The sequence below is a fragment of the Paenibacillus whitsoniae genome (assembly GCF_003955665.1).
Lineage (GTDB): Bacteria > Bacillota > Bacilli > Paenibacillales > NBRC-103111 > Paenibacillus_E > Paenibacillus_E whitsoniae.
In genome coordinates, this window is record NZ_RXHU01000040.1 from 1 (window position 1) to 17,410 (window position 17,410).

Annotated in this window: 20 protein-coding genes; 6 read left to right on the forward strand and 14 right to left on the reverse strand. The window is 51.7% G+C overall.

Annotated features, from left to right (window positions below):
* Positions 1-173: 173 nt before the first annotated feature.
* From EJQ19_RS14220 to EJQ19_RS14230, 3 genes are all read right to left on the reverse strand, one after another.
* Complete coding sequence (locus EJQ19_RS14220) at positions 174-524, reverse strand: VOC family protein (protein WP_126141900.1); 351 nt, start codon at positions 522-524, stop codon at positions 174-176.
* An 81-nt stretch (positions 525-605) separates the two neighbouring features.
* On the reverse strand, positions 606-1,082 hold the full coding sequence (locus EJQ19_RS14225) for a GyrI-like domain-containing protein (protein ID WP_126141901.1): 477 nt from the start codon (positions 1,080-1,082) through the stop codon (positions 606-608).
* 12 nt (positions 1,083-1,094) lie between these two features.
* Positions 1,095-1,574: a hypothetical protein gene (locus EJQ19_RS14230; RefSeq protein ID WP_126141902.1), complete on the reverse strand. Its 480-nt coding sequence runs from the start codon at positions 1,572-1,574 to the stop codon at positions 1,095-1,097.
* Positions 1,575-1,708: 134 nt separating this feature from the next.
* Between EJQ19_RS14230 and EJQ19_RS14235 the strand changes: the two genes are divergently transcribed.
* Positions 1,709-2,674, forward strand: coding sequence for a helix-turn-helix transcriptional regulator (locus tag EJQ19_RS14235; RefSeq protein WP_241242903.1), 966 nt, complete (start codon positions 1,709-1,711; stop codon positions 2,672-2,674).
* Between the two features lie 306 nt (positions 2,675-2,980).
* Here EJQ19_RS14235 and EJQ19_RS14240 read toward each other — a convergent pair whose 3' ends face one another.
* Together EJQ19_RS14240 and EJQ19_RS14245 are read right to left on the reverse strand one after the other, a co-directional pair.
* Complete coding sequence (locus EJQ19_RS14240) at positions 2,981-3,265, reverse strand: hypothetical protein (protein WP_126141903.1); 285 nt, start codon at positions 3,263-3,265, stop codon at positions 2,981-2,983.
* A gap of 107 nt (positions 3,266-3,372) precedes the next feature.
* Positions 3,373-4,851 (reverse strand): Lsa family ABC-F type ribosomal protection protein, encoded by a 1,479-nt coding sequence (locus EJQ19_RS14245; protein WP_126141904.1) that lies wholly within the window; start codon positions 4,849-4,851, stop codon positions 3,373-3,375.
* A gap of 380 nt (positions 4,852-5,231) precedes the next feature.
* Between EJQ19_RS14245 and EJQ19_RS14250 the strand changes: the two genes are divergently transcribed.
* Complete coding sequence (locus EJQ19_RS14250) at positions 5,232-5,693, forward strand: DUF4395 domain-containing protein (protein WP_126141905.1); 462 nt, start codon at positions 5,232-5,234, stop codon at positions 5,691-5,693.
* A gap of 27 nt (positions 5,694-5,720) precedes the next feature.
* Here the strand turns inward: EJQ19_RS14250 and EJQ19_RS31825 are convergent, their stop codons facing one another.
* Both EJQ19_RS31825 and EJQ19_RS14255 read right to left on the reverse strand, forming a co-directional pair.
* Positions 5,721-5,870, reverse strand: a complete 150-nt coding sequence (locus tag EJQ19_RS31825) for a hypothetical protein (RefSeq protein WP_164716552.1) — start codon at positions 5,868-5,870, stop codon at positions 5,721-5,723.
* A 49-nt stretch (positions 5,871-5,919) separates the two neighbouring features.
* The gene (locus EJQ19_RS14255; protein WP_126141906.1) at positions 5,920-7,743 is read right to left on the reverse strand and encodes an APC family permease; all 1,824 of its coding nucleotides are present in this window, start codon (positions 7,741-7,743) and stop codon (positions 5,920-5,922) included.
* A 167-nt stretch (positions 7,744-7,910) separates the two neighbouring features.
* On the opposite strand from EJQ19_RS14255, the gene EJQ19_RS14260 reads away from it, so the two are divergent.
* The gene (locus EJQ19_RS14260) at positions 7,911-8,237 is read left to right on the forward strand and encodes a YnfA family protein (protein WP_206438421.1); all 327 of its coding nucleotides are present in this window, start codon (positions 7,911-7,913) and stop codon (positions 8,235-8,237) included.
* 61 nt (positions 8,238-8,298) lie between these two features.
* Here EJQ19_RS14260 and EJQ19_RS31830 read toward each other — a convergent pair whose 3' ends face one another.
* From EJQ19_RS31830 to EJQ19_RS32565, 4 genes are read right to left on the reverse strand one after another with little or no spacing between them, the layout of a single operon-like run.
* Positions 8,299-8,442, reverse strand: a complete 144-nt coding sequence (locus tag EJQ19_RS31830) for a hypothetical protein (RefSeq protein ID WP_164716553.1) — start codon at positions 8,440-8,442, stop codon at positions 8,299-8,301.
* A 3-nt stretch (positions 8,443-8,445) separates the two neighbouring features.
* Positions 8,446-9,108 carry an MBL fold metallo-hydrolase gene (locus tag EJQ19_RS14265; protein ID WP_126141907.1) on the reverse strand — a complete coding sequence of 221 codons (663 nt, stop codon included), beginning with the start codon at positions 9,106-9,108 and terminating at the stop codon, positions 8,446-8,448.
* Positions 9,109-9,136: 28 nt separating this feature from the next.
* Complete coding sequence (locus EJQ19_RS32560) at positions 9,137-9,679, reverse strand: MFS transporter (RefSeq protein WP_241242908.1); 543 nt, start codon at positions 9,677-9,679, stop codon at positions 9,137-9,139.
* Positions 9,680-9,694: 15 nt separating this feature from the next.
* Positions 9,695-10,348: an MFS transporter gene (locus EJQ19_RS32565; RefSeq protein ID WP_241242904.1), complete on the reverse strand. Its 654-nt coding sequence runs from the start codon at positions 10,346-10,348 to the stop codon at positions 9,695-9,697.
* Positions 10,349-10,507: 159 nt separating this feature from the next.
* On the opposite strand from EJQ19_RS32565, the gene EJQ19_RS14275 reads away from it, so the two are divergent.
* The 3 genes from EJQ19_RS14275 (at position 10,508) to EJQ19_RS14285 (ending at position 14,800) form a co-directional block, all read left to right on the forward strand.
* Positions 10,508-11,122 carry a TetR/AcrR family transcriptional regulator gene (locus tag EJQ19_RS14275; protein ID WP_126141908.1) on the forward strand — a complete coding sequence of 205 codons (615 nt, stop codon included), beginning with the start codon at positions 10,508-10,510 and terminating at the stop codon, positions 11,120-11,122.
* A 98-nt stretch (positions 11,123-11,220) separates the two neighbouring features.
* Positions 11,221-12,969 (forward strand): ABC transporter ATP-binding protein, encoded by a 1,749-nt coding sequence (locus EJQ19_RS14280; RefSeq protein ID WP_126141909.1) that lies wholly within the window; start codon positions 11,221-11,223, stop codon positions 12,967-12,969.
* Complete coding sequence (locus tag EJQ19_RS14285; protein WP_126141910.1) at positions 12,953-14,800, forward strand: ABC transporter ATP-binding protein; 1,848 nt, start codon at positions 12,953-12,955, stop codon at positions 14,798-14,800. The genes EJQ19_RS14280 and EJQ19_RS14285 overlap by 17 nt, the downstream gene beginning before the upstream one ends.
* A gap of 66 nt (positions 14,801-14,866) precedes the next feature.
* On the opposite strand, the gene EJQ19_RS14290 is transcribed toward EJQ19_RS14285, so the two are convergent.
* Genes EJQ19_RS14290 through EJQ19_RS14300 form a run of 3 tightly spaced genes read right to left on the reverse strand, consistent with a single transcriptional unit; the run spans position 14,867 to position 17,408 of the window.
* Positions 14,867-15,988 carry a GerAB/ArcD/ProY family transporter gene (locus tag EJQ19_RS14290; RefSeq protein WP_126141911.1) on the reverse strand — a complete coding sequence of 374 codons (1,122 nt, stop codon included), beginning with the start codon at positions 15,986-15,988 and terminating at the stop codon, positions 14,867-14,869.
* A 25-nt stretch (positions 15,989-16,013) separates the two neighbouring features.
* Positions 16,014-16,211, reverse strand: a complete 198-nt coding sequence (locus EJQ19_RS14295) for a hypothetical protein (RefSeq protein WP_126141912.1) — start codon at positions 16,209-16,211, stop codon at positions 16,014-16,016.
* A 27-nt stretch (positions 16,212-16,238) separates the two neighbouring features.
* Complete coding sequence (locus EJQ19_RS14300) at positions 16,239-17,408, reverse strand: Ger(x)C family spore germination protein (RefSeq protein ID WP_126141913.1); 1,170 nt, start codon at positions 17,406-17,408, stop codon at positions 16,239-16,241.
* Between the last annotated feature and the right edge of the window lie 2 nt (positions 17,409-17,410).

Below are 17,410 nucleotides of genomic sequence, written 5' to 3' on the forward strand. Positions count from 1 at the left end.
TGCGATTCAGCAGGTTTTTCGGGCGAGAACCCTCTTTTGGAGCGCGTTCGGCAGAAAAACCTGCCTTTTCGCAGGAATCTTGCTGAAAACGGCATTTTTGCGAGAAATTCCTGCTTAATCGCAGGAATCGAGCTTCCTAACCTAGCTGACTCTGGTCAGCTTCTATGCCGCCCTTAGCATTTGCACACCATCAGCACATTGTCGTCCGGATCCTTGAAATTAAACCAGTGCTGATGTTCGATCGGGGTTAAGAGATTCACTTGCTTCTCTTTCATGAAGGCGTACGCCGCATCAATGTCAGTCGTATTCAAGTGAAACGCAGGCACGCGAAACACGCGGTCTTCCGCATAAATTTTGCTGTCCAACACAAGGCTCGTCCCCTTCATCGGGACAACGAAGAGATGCCCGAACAGAATTTCCCCTTCAACGGGTACACCGAGAATGTCACAGTACCAATCCCGCGCGTGTTCAATGTTGCTAACAGGAATGAATACCGTGCCGATCTGATTTAAAATGGGATGCATCGAATTCCCTCCCCGTATTTGATAACGCTATCTTTTTCGCTAGGAAATAAAAAAATCCTGTTTTCACAGGATTTTTCCTTATCACTTTTTAACCACAGGCACCCAAAACTCACCGTAGAACGTGCCGTCTCCGTTATCTTTGCGATACGTCGCATTTGGACCGCCGATGTATGCGTAGTCCGTGATTTTGGACAGGACCTCGCCAAAAGCACGGTAAGTCAGCTGATCAAATAATGTTTCCTTGTCCCCGTTTCCTGCGACGACAATGTACTCGCTATCCGGGAACTCGATCATACGCGTTGCGTCAGCTACTGACTTACTGGCTTCAACCGCGAAATAATTCCAAGGCTTGCCTTGATAAACCTCATTAACTGACCATTCGCGATCGTCTTTGGCGGCATTTTTGAGTTTATCAAAACGCCCGTCAGCTTTGAGTCCGCCCCAAAACTCCGCTTTTTCCTTTTGCATCGCTGCCATGTCTTGGAAATTCGATCTGATTGAAAAACCAAATCCGGTTAATGTGAATGATTTCTTGTGTTCAAGTGTGTACGCTGCCATGTGCGCGCTCCTTTAGCCTTCGATTTTTTTTGCACGAAGCCACATTTCGCCGTAGAATTCACCGTTGCCAGCTGCTTTGACGAATGTTGCGTTACCAGGACCCACATATTTGTAGTCGGTGATTTCTTGAAGCAAGCCGCCGAAAACTTTACCTGTGATTTCATCAGCAAGGCGGTCTTTGTCAGCCCCTGATCCTGGCACGACAATGTAGTCGCCAGCAAGGAAATCGAGTACGGCCGCGCCTTCCACGTCGAACTCACCCATCACGCCGAAGCCGCGCCAAGCTTTGCCGTCGACGACGTAGTTGATTTGATATTCTTGCCCGTCAGCAAGCGCTAGAAGTTCAGCAAGCTTGCCGTTTTCCGTGATTTCTGCTTTTTTCGCTGCTGTTTTTGCTGCATTGCCTGCCCAGTCGTTGTAATCTTCCAGTAGAACACCGTATGCTGTCATTTTGTAGTTTTCTGAGATGGATTTGATTGTGTAGGTAGACATTTTTTATTCGCTCCTCTGCGGGTTTATCTTTCACAAGATTGATTCTAATTGTTAAATGTATCAAAAAATGATACCCTTTATTTAGAACCAAAAAAAGTAAAATATTATCTACTTTCTACTATCGAGGATCGATTATGAAAAAAACTGAACGAGTGAACCTGATCATGCGCTACATCAACAACCGCGCACACTTTACGATTGCCGAAATTCAGGAGGAATTCAAAATTTCCCGCGCGACGGCGATCCGCGACATTAACGAGATTCAGGCGCTTGGTTTTCCGCTGACTACTGAACTTGGACGCGGCGGCGGCTACCATGTCCTGCAAAATCAGTATCTGCCTGCCGTCCGCTTCACGCCTGAAGAGTTGAAGGCGATTTTCATCAGCTTCATCGCCTCGAAAAATTCGCAGCTGCCCTACCTGCACAATCGCCGCTCCATCACTGAAAAACTCATTGGTATCGCGTCGCAAACCCAGCAAGACGAGCTCATCGAGCTGAATAATATTTTGCTTTTTGAAGATACAAATCCTGCCAACCCAAATCTCTTGGAGCTCGACGATGCGGCGCCTGCGGAGTTGAACAAGCTGATTTCACTTGCCGTGCGGGATAAACACTTACGCTTGACTTATGAGTTGAGTCCCGGCACGTCCCAGTTGATGGACGTTTTTCTGTTGCATATTTTCAACTCGAACGCTCGGTGGCTTGTCGAGGTTTATGATTTTGATAGGGATGAGTTTCGTTATTTGCCTGTTGAGATGCTGCGGGATTCGGCCATATCCGAAGAGGCGATGAAGTGGTCGGAGCAAGAGATTTTACACAAAAAACTGGTAGGCGCACGCAGCTCCAATCTCGTTGTGAAGCTTGATGCGACTGGGATTCGGCGCTTTAAACGTTTGCACCCGCCGGGAATTATTTTGTCCTTTACAGGGATGTTTCAGTCGAGCGGAATTTTCAATGTTCAGCTGGATGTGACCGATACTGAGGAGCTGGCGTATTACGCGGATTGGCTTTTGTTTCTGGGGAAAGGAGTGGAGTTTGAACGGATCCCTGATGAGCTGCGCCTGATTTTGGAGGAGCGTCTTGGAAGATCGCTAGGCTAACGCAGTCCTTATTATGAAAGGAACGTCAATCATGGAAATGAATTCCGTGGTTGACGTTTTTGTTACATAGTGTTCGTAGCATTTTAAACGTAGTTGATAATAAATGCGGTCTTAACACCGTTCTGGTGTTCATATTGCGATCTGAGATGATGTCCTGCCACAGTTCATGTAAAGCTTGGCCCCTTGTTAACTCCGGATCATTTTTGTTTAAATGCTTGTACAAGTCGAGTAGATCTTCAAGTTCCTTTTCGCGAATTAACCGTAATCGTGGATCATCACTAATCAGAAAGCCGTTCCACTCCATCTTCATTCCGCCAGCTCCCGCCCCTTATCGGCTACTTTCTTCCATATCGCCCTTAGTTCTTCACTGAAAGCCCCGAGCACGATCATAACCGTCCCCAAAATGATAAAAATGATGGCGATGTTAGCAGGCCCCGCTCCGCCTATTGCTTCCAGAGCTGTGCCGTATCGACCTGGCGGTGTTTCCCAGCCTCCAAGTTTGGCAGCAGTGATACCGGCAGGAATACGAATCCCAAGATACAGCAGAATCCCGCTAATTAGGAAAAAACCGCCCGCCACAATCTTTTTCATGTCTCACCCACGCTCCTTCCTTATCCCTTCCATCTTATCACCCTTCCAAAATATTGAAAATAATAAAAAGAGCCCGCTAACGCCAAAAGCGCCGCGAGCTCCCTCCCTTACAACTCCACAATCTTCGTGGCGATATGATCGCAAAACGCTCGATCATGTTCCACAAACACAATTGTCGGCGCATGCTCCAGCAGCAGTTCTTCAATCTGCATGCGCGACAGCACATCGATGAAATTGAGCGGCTCATCCCAAATGTGCAAATGCGCCTGCTCGCACAGGCTTCGAGCGATAAGCACCTTCTTCTTCTGACCGCCGCTGAAAGCGGACATGTCTTTCTCGAACTGCACGCGAGCAAAATCCAGCTTGCGCAAAATCGCCTTAAACAAGCTTTCGTCGATCTCCGCTTCGCGCGCAAAGTCCGTGAGGCTGCCGCGTAGCTGCGACGTGTCCTGGGAAACATAAGAGATTTTCAGCCTGCTGCCTTTACGCAGCGTACCTGTGTGCGCGATGTCCTCGCCTACTAACAGCTTCAGGATGCTGGATTTACCGGAGCCGTTTTTTCCGGAGAGCGCAATCCGATCCCCTTGCTCGACCGTAAAGCTAACATCGCTGCACACCTGCCGCTCGCCATAGTAGAGAGACACATGATCCAGCGCAGCGAGCTCCCGGGCATGATAGGCCAATTGCGCCAGCTTTAAACTCTCAGCGGTCTCGATATTTTTCAGCAAGCCGGACTTCTCCTCAATCGCAGCCTGCTGCCGGTGCTCCATCGACTTCGAGCGCTTCATCATTTTCGCAGCTTTGTGACCGATGTACCCTTTATCCACTTTGGAGCCGGAGTTGCGAGTGCCGTTTTTCGTCTTTTCCACCTCGTGCGACCATTGATTCGTACGCTGCGCAGCTTCGGACAACCGTTTGATGTCCTTTTTCAGCTTGTCGTTCTCCGCCAGTTCGAAGTTGTCCTGTCGCTCTTTGTTCACCCACCAATCGGAAAAATTCCCCCGCTGAATCTCAATATTTGTCTTGTTGATCGACAGCACGTGATCGATGCAGTTGTCCAGAAATACTCGGTCATGCGAGACGAGAATGAAGCCGCTTTTCGATTTCAAATAATCGCTGACCAGTTCACGGGCTTCCATATCCAAATGGTTCGTAGGTTCATCGATGAGCAAGAACCGGTTATCTTTTAAAAATAAAGCTGCGAGCAGCACCTTCGTCTGTTCACCCTGCGACAGCGAATCGAACGGCCGGTACAGCACGTCCTCCGACACGCGCAGCTGCGTCAGTTCGCGCATCAGCATCCAATGCTCGTAATCGGGATCGATGTCGCTGACGACGTCCATTGTAAGCCATTCCGAATGCGCCACATGGAAAGGGAAATAATCAAAGCCGACCTGCGCGGAAATATGACCGCTGTAAGGGTATTTACCCAAGAGCAGGTTCAGGAACGTCGTCTTTCCCCTGCCATTGCGGCCCGTAAAGCCAAGCTTCCAACTCGTATCAATCTGGAACGAGACGTTTTCAAAAATAGTATCGTAGCTGCCCTCATAGGCAAACGTGAGATTCGTAACTTTAATCAATGACATAGGCGTATCCTCCCTGTACAAAAAAATAAGAGCCGCAAGAAAGTAGCTTTCTCACAGCTCAAATTAAATACAGCAAATCGTCCCCGGCAAATCGGGGGATCGAAGAGGATATTTAAATAAGCTGAAGAAGATATGCTGCTTTCTTGCCAGATCAAAATAAAACATGCGAACACATGCTGTTCACTGTTCTATTTCAGAATCCAATCGCAAGAAATCCTACATATCCATCTTCAGCCTCATTTCGTCGTTTAGATTAGTTGGATCATAACACAGCCTGAGGCAAAAATCAATCGACGCCCCTCAAAATAAAAGTATATCGGATTACTCGGAATTATTGTATAATGGAGATACCATCACGTCCTATGAACGGAGGTTTCTCTATGACTTCACAACGAAGCCAACTTGATTTATCCTGCGTTGATGATGTCCCTCTGCATCTCGTTCGCGGCAACCAGACAGGGATTCTGCTAAGTATCATTGCAACCGTTCTGCTGCAGCAGGTGTGGATTTTACTGATTCCGCTCGCGGTTCAGCTCATCTCCCGCCAGTTCGGCGTCAGGTATAACCCGTTTGTGCATATTTTCGCTTCCATGTACCCGGTCAGTACGAAAACAGAGAGCCGCGAACTGCTGCGCTTTAACAATTTGTTAGCTATCCTGTTCCTCACCGTGACGTTGGCCGCGTACGCTGTTGGTTGGACGATTCTCGCCTACATCGCACTCGCCATGCTGACCGTCGCCGTCGTGCTCGCACTGTGCGGCTTCTGCCTGGGATGCTTCATGTACTTCCAATGGAAGCAGTTCATCGCGCTGCGAAAAATAAAAAAACAGCGTCAACTGTGACGCTGCTCACCGAGCTGACCCGCGGGGTCAGCTTTTTTTCTTCCCTTCATTCGCCCCATCCTCCGAGCACGCGAAGCAAATCACCGTTTTGTCCGGCTGCACGATCCCGTCAATAAATCCATCTCGGCAGTACACCGGCCGCTTGCACTTCTCACAAGTTCCCACAAGCTCGATCACCCGCGCCGCACCTCCCGCATCCTCAGCCATCCCCCATTATAGCACGCGCTTACTTCTTTAATCGATACGGCACCGTTGTAATAATCACATTCCGGCTGAGCAGCAGATGCGTGCGGATGAAGATGCTGGACTGATTATGCAAAATGTTGTGCCATCCCTTTCGCGGAATAAACTGCGGGATGATGACCGTTACCTGATAATGCGACTCACTTGCTTTTCGCTGCACCGTGTCAATAAATTTACTGAGCGGCGTAATGATGCTGCGATATGGCGACAGCAACGTGACGAGCCGCACATCCGGCTGCCACTTCTGCCATTTCTCCTGAAAAGCCAGTTCCTCTTCCCGTTCAAATGGTACATAAACGGCGATAATCTGATGCGGCGAGAGCGATTTCGCGTAATTCAGCGAGTATTCGACCACATGCGTGATGCCGGCGACAGGCAGAATGACCACATTGCCCTCAATCGGCGGCACGGGCTCGCACGACGTTATGCGCAGCTGATCCCCAACGGTGTCGTAGTGCTTGCGGATTTTATAGAAAATCCACACCATGCCCGGCAAAAAAATCAGTACAGGCCACACCTGCCCAAACTTGGTAAAAAAGAACATGAGCGACACAATGCAGGAAATCGCCGCGCCAGTCGTGTTGATGACAAGCTTAATTACCCAGCCGCTGGGCCGGGTGCGGAGCCACTTCATCATCATCCCGGTCTGCGACAGCGTGAACGGAATGAACACCCCGACGGCGTAAAGCGGAATCAGATGCTCCGTCTGCCCCTCGAACGCCAGAATGAGAATAATCGAGAAAATGCCGAGGAAAATGATGCCGTTGGAATAGCCCAAGCGGTCGCCGCGGTTCGTGAACATTTTCGGAATAAACTTGTCCTTCGCGAGATTGACAGCAAGCAGCGGAAACGCGGAATAACCGGTGTTGGCGGCGAGAATCAAGATCAGCGCGGTCGTGCCCTGGATAAAAAAGTACAGAAAGCCGCGGCCAAAAATCTCCTCCGCAATCTGCGAAACGACCGTCACCTCAGCTTTGGGACTGACCCCGAGTTCGTAAGCGAGATAGACGATGCCCGAAAATAAAATCGCTAGGAGCGTCCCCATGGCAATAAGCGTTCTGGTTGCATTTTGAGGGGCCGGTTCCTTGAAGTTCGGGATCGCATTAGAGATCGCCTCAACTCCAGTCAGCGCGGAACTGCCGGAAGCAAATGCCCGCAGCAGCAGGAACAAGCTGATACCTGCCACTTCTGTGCCAAGAGAAGCATGCAAGTCCGGCGAGAACCGGCCAGTCGCGATCTGATACACACCGACACCGATCAGGATAAACAGCGCCGCTACGAATAAATAGACGGGATACGAAAGAATCGAGGCAGATTCCGTCAAGCCTCGTAAATTTAAAATCGTGATGAGGATCACGAATATAATGGCAATCCCAACGCTATAGGCATGCAAGCTGGGAAAAGCTGACGTAATCGCGTCCGTCCCGGCTGACACACTCACGGCAACCGTCAAGATGTAATCCACCAGAAGCGAACCCCCGGCGACGAGACCCGGATATTTGCCCAGGTTTTCTTTTGAGACGACATAGGCCCCTCCGCCATGCGGATACGCATATATAATTTGCCGATATGACAGAATGAGTGCGGTTAGGAGAACCAGGACCCCTACCCCGATCGGGATGGAATACCAGAATGCTGCCGCCCCTACCGTGACGAGCACAAGTAAGATTTGTTCCGGGCCATACGCCACGGAGGAAAGCGCATCGGAGGACAGGATGGCGAGCGCTTTGGTTTTATTGATTTTTTGCTCGCCCAACTCCGCTGACTTGAGCGGTCTTCCGATTAACATGCGTTTGATCCATGACATAAGCGTTCAACGGCTCCTTCCTTATCTACCTCATTCCTGCGGTATGCGGTTATTTTTCCAACCTGCGCCCCTATTTATCCTCACGGCATCCTTTCATTTACAGATGAATGGCGCTTGTCTATAGTGGACATAACGCTACATTCTTACATAGAAAGGTGTACACCATCATGTTCATGTCATTCATCATCTTTTTTGCTGCCGGACTGGCGGAAATCGGCGGCGGCTACCTCGTCTGGCTCTGGCTGCGCGAAGGAAAGCCGCTCTGGTACGGCATTGTGGGCGGTCTTGTACTTGTCCTCTACGGGATCATCCCGACATTGCAAAGCTTTCCTTCGTTCGGGCGCGTCTATGCGGCGTATGGCGGCGTATTCATCGTGCTAGCCGTCCTGTGGGGCTGGCTGATCGATAAGAAAGCGCCGGATCTCTACGACTGGCTGGGCGCAGCCATCTGCATTGTCGGCGTATCCATCATGCTGTGGGCGCCGCGAAATTAGACGGTCCATCAATCTAGACGAAATCTCGTCGATTTTGACTAAATAGCCGCTGTCGCAACCGTTACAACGAAAAATCCCGCTTCCCGCCAATTTCCGGGGTTTCACGCCAAGCGCTCCCACCATTTTCATTCAGCATGTGGCTTGTAACGACGAGCTTTCTCTCGTTCGCCCGCAAAAAAAGACTGCCGGCATCCGGCAGCCTCATTTATCACCTCTTGGCGATTTTGAAAAAGTCGTCCATCTGCTCCGCCGGACGGTACACCGTATCGCCATGGCACACTTCCAGGCGATGCGGCTTCAGTGTCTCCACAATGCGCGCGCTGCGCCGCGCCTCATCTGGATTCGGCGTGAACCGCGGCGGCAGAAGCTTGCCGCGCTTCGAGTTGAACAAATCCCCGGTCAGCAGCACGTCGTCCTGTTCATGATAATACACGACATGGCCGGGCGAATGCCCCGGAGTAAAAAATGGGCGCAGCGCCCCAATTGACGCTATCTCGCCATCCGCCAGCTCCGTCAGCGGCCGCAGCAGCCCCTTGGCCACCTGTGGGGCAGGCTTGCTTTTCCCCGGATAAGGCAGATCGCCTTCCGCGTAAGGAATTTCCAGGCGATGCGCATAGATCGGCACCGGGCTCGCTTGCACAATTTTCTTAATCGAGCCGACATGATCCGGATGCCCGTGCGTCAACACAATGCGCCGCAGCGGACCGGCTCCAAGCCGATCGATTAGCTTCTGAATGCTCCCTGCCATCCAAGGTACGCCCGCATCAACCAGCGTGATCCCCTCCTCCTCCACGACCAGCCAGACATGGCACGGAATAATCATCCACGCCCGGACACTCCAAATATGCTTGCTGATTTGCTGAAATTTCACCCTCGTATCTCCCCTGTCCCACGGATTTTCAAGCTGCAACCTGCTGATTGTTCAATCTATTTAACTTTTTAACAACACAGAAGTAGACCAGCACAGCATTCAAGAGCAGCAAAGCGCCCGTGATGTAAAAGACGTCCTGAATCCGCAGCCACGCTGCGACCTGCCCACCCAAAATACCGCCGACAAAGACACCCAAATACCCTGCAGACATGGAAAATCCGAACACACGGCCAGTCAACGCAGCAGGCGTAATTTTTTTCATCAAAACGTTGATCGACGGGGTCAAGCCTGCTGCGGCTAGGCCGAACAGAAAGCGAAGCCCTGTCAGCTCCCAAGAGTTGTGCACCAGCGCTTGCGGGATAAACAAAACGCCTGCGACAATGAGCGCGGTTAACATCACCTTATGCGCGCCGATGCGATCCGACAGCTTGCCGAGTCGCGGCGCCGCGATAATTGTGGCAAGACCGGAGGCGGAGAACGCCACCCCTGCCATTAACGCGACATGCGCGGTCGCCTGCGACATGTTCGTAATATAAATCGTGATGATCGGTTCTACCGAATACAGCGACACGGTCAAAATAAAGAACTAGATGAACAGCGCGATCGTCAAGCTTTTTTCGGGAATGCGGCTCCACAGCTCACGCATCGTTTGCCGTTCCCGCTCCTCGCGCTTGAACGTTTCTTTCACAAACAGCGCCGTTGTGAGAAACGCAATGAACATGAAGCCACCGGTGATAAAGAAGACGGCTTTGAAGCCGAGATGCTCGGCGATAAAACCGCCGAACAGCGGGCCAAGCAAGCCGCCCGACACGTTGGCGGTCGACAATGTGCCAAGTGCCCAGCCGGCATTCGTTTTATCCGTCTGCGTGGCGATCAGCGTCGTGCAGGCTGTGCTATAGCCGGTGATGATCCCCTGCAGCAGGCGCAGCCCGATCAGCACATAGACGTTTGGCGCATAACCCATGCAGCCGATGACAATAGCCATGCCCAAGCTAGCCCGCAGCAGCATCGGCTTGCGGCCGACTCGATCCGCCGCTGCGCCCCAAATCGGCGAGAAGATGGCAGACAGAATAAATGTAATGCCGAACGCAAACCCCGATAGCTGGGCAATCAAATCCTGATTGTTGACGCCAAGATGCTGAATAAACAACGGCATGACCGGTGCAATCTGACTCATGCCGATGCCGGTAACGAACATGCCGAACCAGCATACGTAGACGTTCCTTTTCCAAATCGGCACGTACTTCATCCCTCCTTCTAAAGGCGCCAAAACCACTTGCAGACGCCGGTTACTTGCGATATGATTAAGCGGAGACCTCTCCACTTGATAATAAGCGGAGACCTCTCCGTTTGTCAATCCAAGCCAGCAATCCGAATCCGAAGGACGTGAAACGCAGCAATGTCGGACTATAGACTAACCCCCCCACGCAATGAACGCCGCGACGCAGCGGAGAATCGGCAGCGCATCATTGATGCGGCCCTGCATTTGTTCGACCTGCACGGTGTGGAGCAGGTATCCATGAATCAGATCGCCACAGAAGCGCAGATCGGTCCTGGCACCTTGTACCGGCGCTATCGCAACAAGAGCGAGCTGTGCCAGGATCTTATTAAAGACAGCGTCGATATGCTGTTCGACGACATTTATGAAGCCATGGAAGCCCATAAAGAGGAGCCGGCAGGAGGGCGGCTGCGGCGGCTGCTCGGCTTTTTCCTCCGTTTCCGCGAGAAAAAAGCGCAGCTGCTCAAAGGCATCGAGAACGCATCCCCGCCTACCGGAAAACGCGCGTATAGCCCCATCTATCAAGAATTGCACCAGCAACTGGTCCTGCTGTTTGAGGAAATTCACGGCACGAAACCCGGCGGCGTAAACAGCGTGTTCAAAGCGGATATGCTTCTTCATGCGCTGGGCAGCGAAGCGTATTTATTTCAGCGTCAGGGGCGCGGCTTGTCGCCGGAAACGATTCTGGAACAATTATGCTTAACGTTCATCCCCGATGAGGCTGCTAAGCTTTGACAGCCTTCAACCACTCGCGAAAAAAAAGGATGACCTTTCCTAGGAATCGGTGTATCTACTAAGAGAAGAGGTTGACCACATACTGAGGAGTGTACCCCATGACATTTATGAAGAAGTATGTGAAAAAGTACTGGAAGCTATTTCTGGTTGCCGTGCTTTTCGTCTCGTTGGAAGCGCTCGCAGATCTGCTCCAGCCAACAATGATGTCCCGTATTCTCGACTACGGCGTTGCCGAGAGCCGGATGGATTACGTCCTGCGGATGGGCGGCATTATGCTGCTCATTACCGCGTTCGGCGCAGTGGCGGCATCCATGCGCAACATTGTGGCGAGCCACGTGTCTCAGCGATTCGGGACGGAGCTTCGCGCGGATTTGTTCGCGCATATGCAATCGCTCTCGTTTAATAACATCGAGCGCTTCGAACGCGCCTCGCTCATTACCCGCCTGACGAACGACGTCACACAGGTGCAAAATTTTGTGAACGGCTTGATGCGCATTTTCGTCAAAGCCCCGCTGCTTTGTATCGGCAGTCTCATTATGGCGGTTCGGCTTAATGCGAATCTGGCCGTTGTCCTGATCATCGTCGTCCCGATCGTGCTTGGACTCGTAGCCCTGAACCTGAAGTTCGGCTTCGCCCGTTTTATCCGTGTGCAGAAAGCGCTAGACGGCGTGAACCGGGTCATGCGCGAGTATTTGTCTGGCGTCCGCGTCGTCAAGGCGTTCAATCGTTTCGATCACGAATCGCACAAATTCGCACAGGCGAACACGGCCTATCAAGCGACGTCTATCTCGGTCACGCGGTTGCTAGCTATTTTTAACCCGGCCATTATTCTTACAGTGAATTTCGGGATCGTTGCCGTGATCTGGCTCGGCGCCTGGCGCGTTAACCACCATCAGATGCAGGTCGGCCACATCGTCGCGTTCGTCAACTATATGACGCAAATTTTGTTTGCACTTATGACGATTTCCATGGTGTTCAACATGTTCGTGCGCGCGAAAGCATCGGCCAACCGGATTGGGGAAGTATTTGGCGAATCGAGCACCCTTACGTGGAACTCGGAGGCAACCTTACCGGAGAGCTCGCCGAAAGGCCGCATCGACTTTGAAAATGTCACGTTTGCCTACGAAGGCGCTGGGGGCGATCCTGTTTTGAAGAACGTGACGTTCTCCTGCCTCCCCGGCGAAACTGTCGGCATTATCGGTTCCACCGGCGCAGGCAAGAGCACGCTCATCTCCCTCGTCCCCCGCTTCTACGACACCATCTCCGGCACGGTAAAGGTGGACGGCGTCGATGTGAAAGAGCTCGATCCTGCGCTGCTCCGCAACCGAATCGGCATCGTACCGCAGAAGACGATCCTCTTCAGCGGCACGATTAGCGACAACCTGCGGTATGGCCTCGCTTCGGCCACGCAGGAAGAAATTGAGCAGGCGGCCGTGATGGCGGAAGCGCACCCCTTTATCGCGACTTTTCCAGAAGGTTATGCAACTCGGCTTGGGCAAAAAGGCGTTAACCTCTCCGGTGGCCAAAAGCAGCGGCTTTCCATTGCCCGCGCACTGATTCGCAGGCCCGATATTCTAATTCTCGACGACTGCACAAGCGCCCTAGATACTGCGACGGAGACCCGCATCAAGGAATCGCTCAAGCAGTATGCGCAAGGTGTGACTTGCCTGATGATCGCACAGCGCATTTCTTCGGTGATGGATGCAGATAAAATTATCGTGCTCGACGACGGTGAAGTCGTCGGCGTCGGCACGCACGACACGCTAATGGCTTCCTGCCGGGTCTATGTCGAAATCTTCCAATCCCAGTTCGGAAAGGAGCTGACACCTCATGTCCAAGGGGAATGACACCGCCGGCCAGAAGCCTGACGTTCCTGTGCTGAACGGCCCTATTGGCCGCGGCGGACGGGCGCCAGTCGTCAAGCCCAAAAACTTCAAAGGCACGTTAAGGCGGCTCTGGTCGTACCTTGGCACCGAGCGTAAGTGGCTCACAGTCGTCTTCATTTTCATCTTGGCTGACGCGCTGCTGACGCTGAGCGGGCCGTATCTGATCGGCGTTGCCGTCGACGCGATGGCGAACGGAACAGTAGACTACAATGTGCTGAACGTGACGATCTTCGCGTTAATCGGTACCTATGTCGGCGATGCCGGACTGACATTCCTGCAAAGCTGGGTCATGGCGGGCCTCGCCCAACGCGTCGTCATGCGCATGCGGCAGACAATGTTTGCCAAACTGCAGAAGCTGCCGCTTGCTTACTTCGACAGCCGTTCGCACGGCGATGTGATGAGTCGGCTATCAAACGATATCGACAACGTAAGCAATACGATCTCGCAAGCGACGACCCAGCTCATGACCGGCTCGATCGCCATTGTCGGCTCGTTGGTCATGATGCTAGTACTCAGCCCCCTGCTCACGCTCGCAAGCCTCATCACCGTGCCGCTTGTCTTCCTGTTGGCGCGCACGATTACGAAGCGAACCAGCAAATTGTTCAAAGAGCAGCAGGCGCAGCTTGGCAAGCTTAACGGACATATTGAAGAGACGGTAACAGGACTTCTCGTCGTCAAAGCGTTCAACCGGGAGCAGCAGGCGATCCGTGAATTCAATGAAGTGAATGGCCGACTGTTCGAAGTTGGCTTGAAGGCGCAAATTTGGTCAGGCTTTCTCATGCCGCTGCTCAGTGTCATTAATAACATCGGTTTTGCCGCCGTAGCGGTAGTCGGCGGTGTGCTCGCCGTCAAAGGGCATATCACCGTCGGCGTCATCGCCAGCTTCCTGAGCTATTCGCGCCAGTTCGTGCGGCCGCTGAATGACATTGCGAACACGTATAACGTGCTGCAGTCCGGCGTCGCCGGCGCCGAACGCGCGTTCGAGGTGCTCGACGAAGCCGAAGAAGTGCCGGATGAGCCCGACGCCATCGAGCTTCAGAAGCCGATCGGCCACGTCGAGTTCACGAATGTAACCTTCGGGTATCGGGCTGATGTGCCAATCCTGCGCAATGTGAGCTTCGATGCCCCGGCCGGCAGCTCCATTGCTCTCGTCGGGCCAACGGGCGCGGGCAAGACGACGATCGTCAATCTCGTGACGCGCTTCTACGATGCGTCGAGCGGCACGATTACGATTGATGGGCGCGACATCCGTACCTACACCCGCGACAGTCTACGCAGAGCCTTCGGCATCGTGCTGCAGGACACGTATTTGTTCTCCGGTACGATCAAGGAGAACATCCTTTATGGCAAGCCGGACGCAACGGATGCTGAAGTCGAAGCGGCGGCCAAGCTTGCGAATGCGCACGCCTTTATTCATCGGCTGCCGGGGCGCTACGATACGCCTCTCTCCGAGAATGGCGGCAATCTGAGCCAAGGGCAGCGTCAATTGCTGGCGATCGCGCGCGTCATCCTCGCGGATCCGTCGATTCTCATTCTTGATGAGGCGACAAGCTCCATCGACACGCGGACTGAGCTGCACATCCAGGAAGCGCTGCTTGGGATCATGCGCGGGCGCACCAGCTTCATCATCGCGCACCGGCTGAACACGATCCGGGATGCCGATACGATCATGGTCATCGATAAAGGCGGGATCGCCGAGCAAGGCAGTCATGGTGCGCTGATGGAGAAAGAAGGCACGTATTACCGGATGTTTTCCAATCAGTTCAAAAATTTGCAGCCTGCTGCCGAATAAGACAAAGGGGTTGTCCGAAGGGTGATCATCACTCCCTTTGAACACCCCTTTTATCATGGATATGCATCAACTCTCGATGACCGATTCGTTCGGTGCTTCCTTGGATTTCCATAATTTTCGCAGTTTGAAAGAGGCCCAATAGATGATGGGAGAAAATTCGATGCAATAAGCAAAATTGGCCCAAGCATGCATGAGAAAATCATTCATTTCCATTTGGTTTTTCACCACATTCATCGCAAGACCCACCATGATCGCGGCAAACGGAAAAGATAACGGCCGCGTATCCTTCAGCTTGAACAGCTGCGCAAAGATGAGCACCGAAACATAGAGCAACAAACTGATCTTGATAAATAGCCCGGCGATCCAGATTGCCACTACGATCGGATCCAGATTTTCCAAAAAGTCGCCAATGCGGATGAATCGCAGCATTTCAAGAATCGGGTACGTAATTTCAGCCATTAAATGCTTATCGAATAATAAAATGCACAGCAAGTAGTAAACTTCAAAGAAAAAGATGCTGCACAAAGAAGACAGCACCAAGGTACGCCTCGTTTTCTCCGGCTCCGCAAGAAAAGGAAAAATAAATAGAATGAGAAACATTTCGCCAAACCACGGGATAAACGGATAGCTGCCATAAGCCAACTGACTTGCATCGAAATTGGTGATCAGCGCAATGGCACTGTGGTAATTCAATTCCTTTCCCACCAGAAACGGCACGAAAGATGCAGTTACGAAAATAACGAAGAAAAACCCTGCCGCACACCGAAAGATCGCTTCTAGACCTGAACGGACCGCAAGCCAAATCACCAGTGCGAACGAACCCCCAATTGCCCAGCTCGGCGTAGACGGCAAGTAAATCTGGATCATGAAGTCCGTCGTCTGCCTAAGAACAATACTGGCTATATGGAGGAAGAAAAAGCAATAGCACGCCATCATAGCGACGTGAAGCCATCGGCCTAGAAGATCTTTACCGTAGTGGGCTAAAAAATCGTTTGGTCTATAGTTGGCGAATTGATAAGCAAGAAAGGCGATTGCCAAACCGCCGACATGTCCGATGATAATGATCAGCCAGCCTTGAAAGCCGGAAACGGCAGATAGCGGTCCCAGCATGAAGCCAGCGCCCGTCGAGAAATTAAAGAGTACAAACAATAAGCCAAGCTCCAGCTGACTGACCCGCTGCAACATCATGGTCCTTTCCCTCCCCCATTCGGTCTTAGAATTTGAAGAAAAAGCTGATTGCTTGATTGAACCCAGGCAAGTCACGAATCGTATAGACCGACATATCCAAAAGATAGGCGGCAAGCATACTCAAGGCGACAATCCAATACGTTCTCTTTTTCCGCCCTCTCTTGTACATGTAATGAAATTCATAGGTTCCGATTGCAACGAAGAGAATCGTCATCAGAATCATGCTCCGTCCCCCTCTTTACACAATTGGTCATTTCGCTGCCATTGAATTTTTCTCAGTGCCTGTTCGTCGAACAAAAATTTTTGAATTCACGACAAATTCACAGTTCTTATACATTTCCCGCCACTGATTCTTGTTCTTCTCCCACACTTTCGGATAGTGCCATTCCAGAATGCGTCCAAAATTAAAGGCGTCCGCCTCTAACGCTTGCGTAGCTTTGATAGCTCTCAGGATGCGCCCGTTCAATTGCTCGGATAACATGCGTTCAAGCATGTTAATATTCTCCGGATCCAACAAGTTAAGCTGCGATTCAGATGAAATAATGTCGTCATCCGCTTCTACATCAATCGTAAACCAGATTCGATCGCCCTCAACATGCGGCTTGATGGACGCCTTTGAAGATTGAATGAGAAAGGAGATCATTTTATGATCCGTTGGCGAACGCAAGGAATTGAGCGAGCTCTTCATATTCCCTTGCATCCACAAACCGGCGCGCATCTGCATAACATCGAGTTCTCCCACCAGGACACCGGCTTTGAATACCGCCGCTCCGTCCGTTCCGACCCATGTGCTGAGCTTCCCTTTTTCGCTTACCATTTCAATTTTGCCGATGGTCAGCATCCCTGCTACCATATCTCCTCCGCTTGCTTCGGCTTGCAAAAAGTCTTTGATTGTAGCACCGAGCGTGACATGCCGTTGGGCATACTCACGGATGACTTCTGACGGCAGACGCTCGAACACCGGCGTTAACTTGGATATATCCTGCCCTTTCGTTGGCGAGACAAAGAGAAAACTTTTGGAATGAAAGCTGGGCTCACGTGAAGCGAATTCCAGCATTGGGCCGATGCCTTGCTCTGCCATCTTGCGGCCCACAATGACTACCCGACAATGCCCCCATGTAATTTCACGGGATAGATCTGAGCGGATTTTTCGAATCGCCACAGCAATACTCTCCGCCCTTTTGCTCACGATCGAATAGGCGTTTCCCGTGCTAGTGTTCGTCGTCATCGCACCTGTTGCCATGCGGTTCGGCAAAGGAAAACCTAATGAAACCTCATACTGATCGTTATCCAGCCGATCGACATACATGGCTGTGACAAAAGCATTATCGTTGATTTCAATTCTAGACCAGCAACCTGTCAATAACAGCACACTGATTCCTGCTAAGGCAATCAACAGCAGTTTGCGATAGCGATGCATAG

Coding starts and splice junctions, on each gene's coding strand:
- EJQ19_RS14285 (WP_126141910.1), top strand. CDS start 12,953: ATGTCCAAGGGGAATGACACCGCCGGCCAGAAGCCTGACGTTCCTGTG.
- EJQ19_RS14260 (WP_206438421.1), top strand. CDS start 7,911: ATGTTCATGTCATTCATCATCTTTTTTGCTGCCGGACTGGCGGAAATC.
- EJQ19_RS14245 (WP_126141904.1), bottom strand. CDS start 4,851: ATGTCATTGATTAAAGTTACGAATCTCACGTTTGCCTATGAGGGCAGC.
- EJQ19_RS14275 (WP_126141908.1), top strand. CDS start 10,508: ATGTCGGACTATAGACTAACCCCCCCACGCAATGAACGCCGCGACGCA.
- EJQ19_RS14280 (WP_126141909.1), top strand. CDS start 11,221: ATGACATTTATGAAGAAGTATGTGAAAAAGTACTGGAAGCTATTTCTG.
- EJQ19_RS14250 (WP_126141905.1), top strand. CDS start 5,232: ATGACTTCACAACGAAGCCAACTTGATTTATCCTGCGTTGATGATGTC.
- EJQ19_RS14230 (WP_126141902.1), bottom strand. CDS start 1,574: ATGTCTACCTACACAATCAAATCCATCTCAGAAAACTACAAAATGACA.
- EJQ19_RS14295 (WP_126141912.1), bottom strand. CDS start 16,211: ATGATTCTGATGACGATTCTCTTCGTTGCAATCGGAACCTATGAATTT.
- EJQ19_RS14300 (WP_126141913.1), bottom strand. CDS start 17,408: ATGCATCGCTATCGCAAACTGCTGTTGATTGCCTTAGCAGGAATCAGT.
- EJQ19_RS31830 (WP_164716553.1), bottom strand. CDS start 8,442: ATGAGGCTGCCGGATGCCGGCAGTCTTTTTTTGCGGGCGAACGAGAGA.
- EJQ19_RS14220 (WP_126141900.1), bottom strand. CDS start 524: ATGCATCCCATTTTAAATCAGATCGGCACGGTATTCATTCCTGTTAGC.
- EJQ19_RS14225 (WP_126141901.1), bottom strand. CDS start 1,082: ATGGCAGCGTACACACTTGAACACAAGAAATCATTCACATTAACCGGA.
- EJQ19_RS14240 (WP_126141903.1), bottom strand. CDS start 3,265: ATGAAAAAGATTGTGGCGGGCGGTTTTTTCCTAATTAGCGGGATTCTG.
- EJQ19_RS14255 (WP_126141906.1), bottom strand. CDS start 7,743: ATGTCATGGATCAAACGCATGTTAATCGGAAGACCGCTCAAGTCAGCG.
- EJQ19_RS14290 (WP_126141911.1), bottom strand. CDS start 15,988: ATGATGTTGCAGCGGGTCAGTCAGCTGGAGCTTGGCTTATTGTTTGTA.
- EJQ19_RS14235 (WP_241242903.1), top strand. CDS start 1,709: ATGAAAAAAACTGAACGAGTGAACCTGATCATGCGCTACATCAACAAC.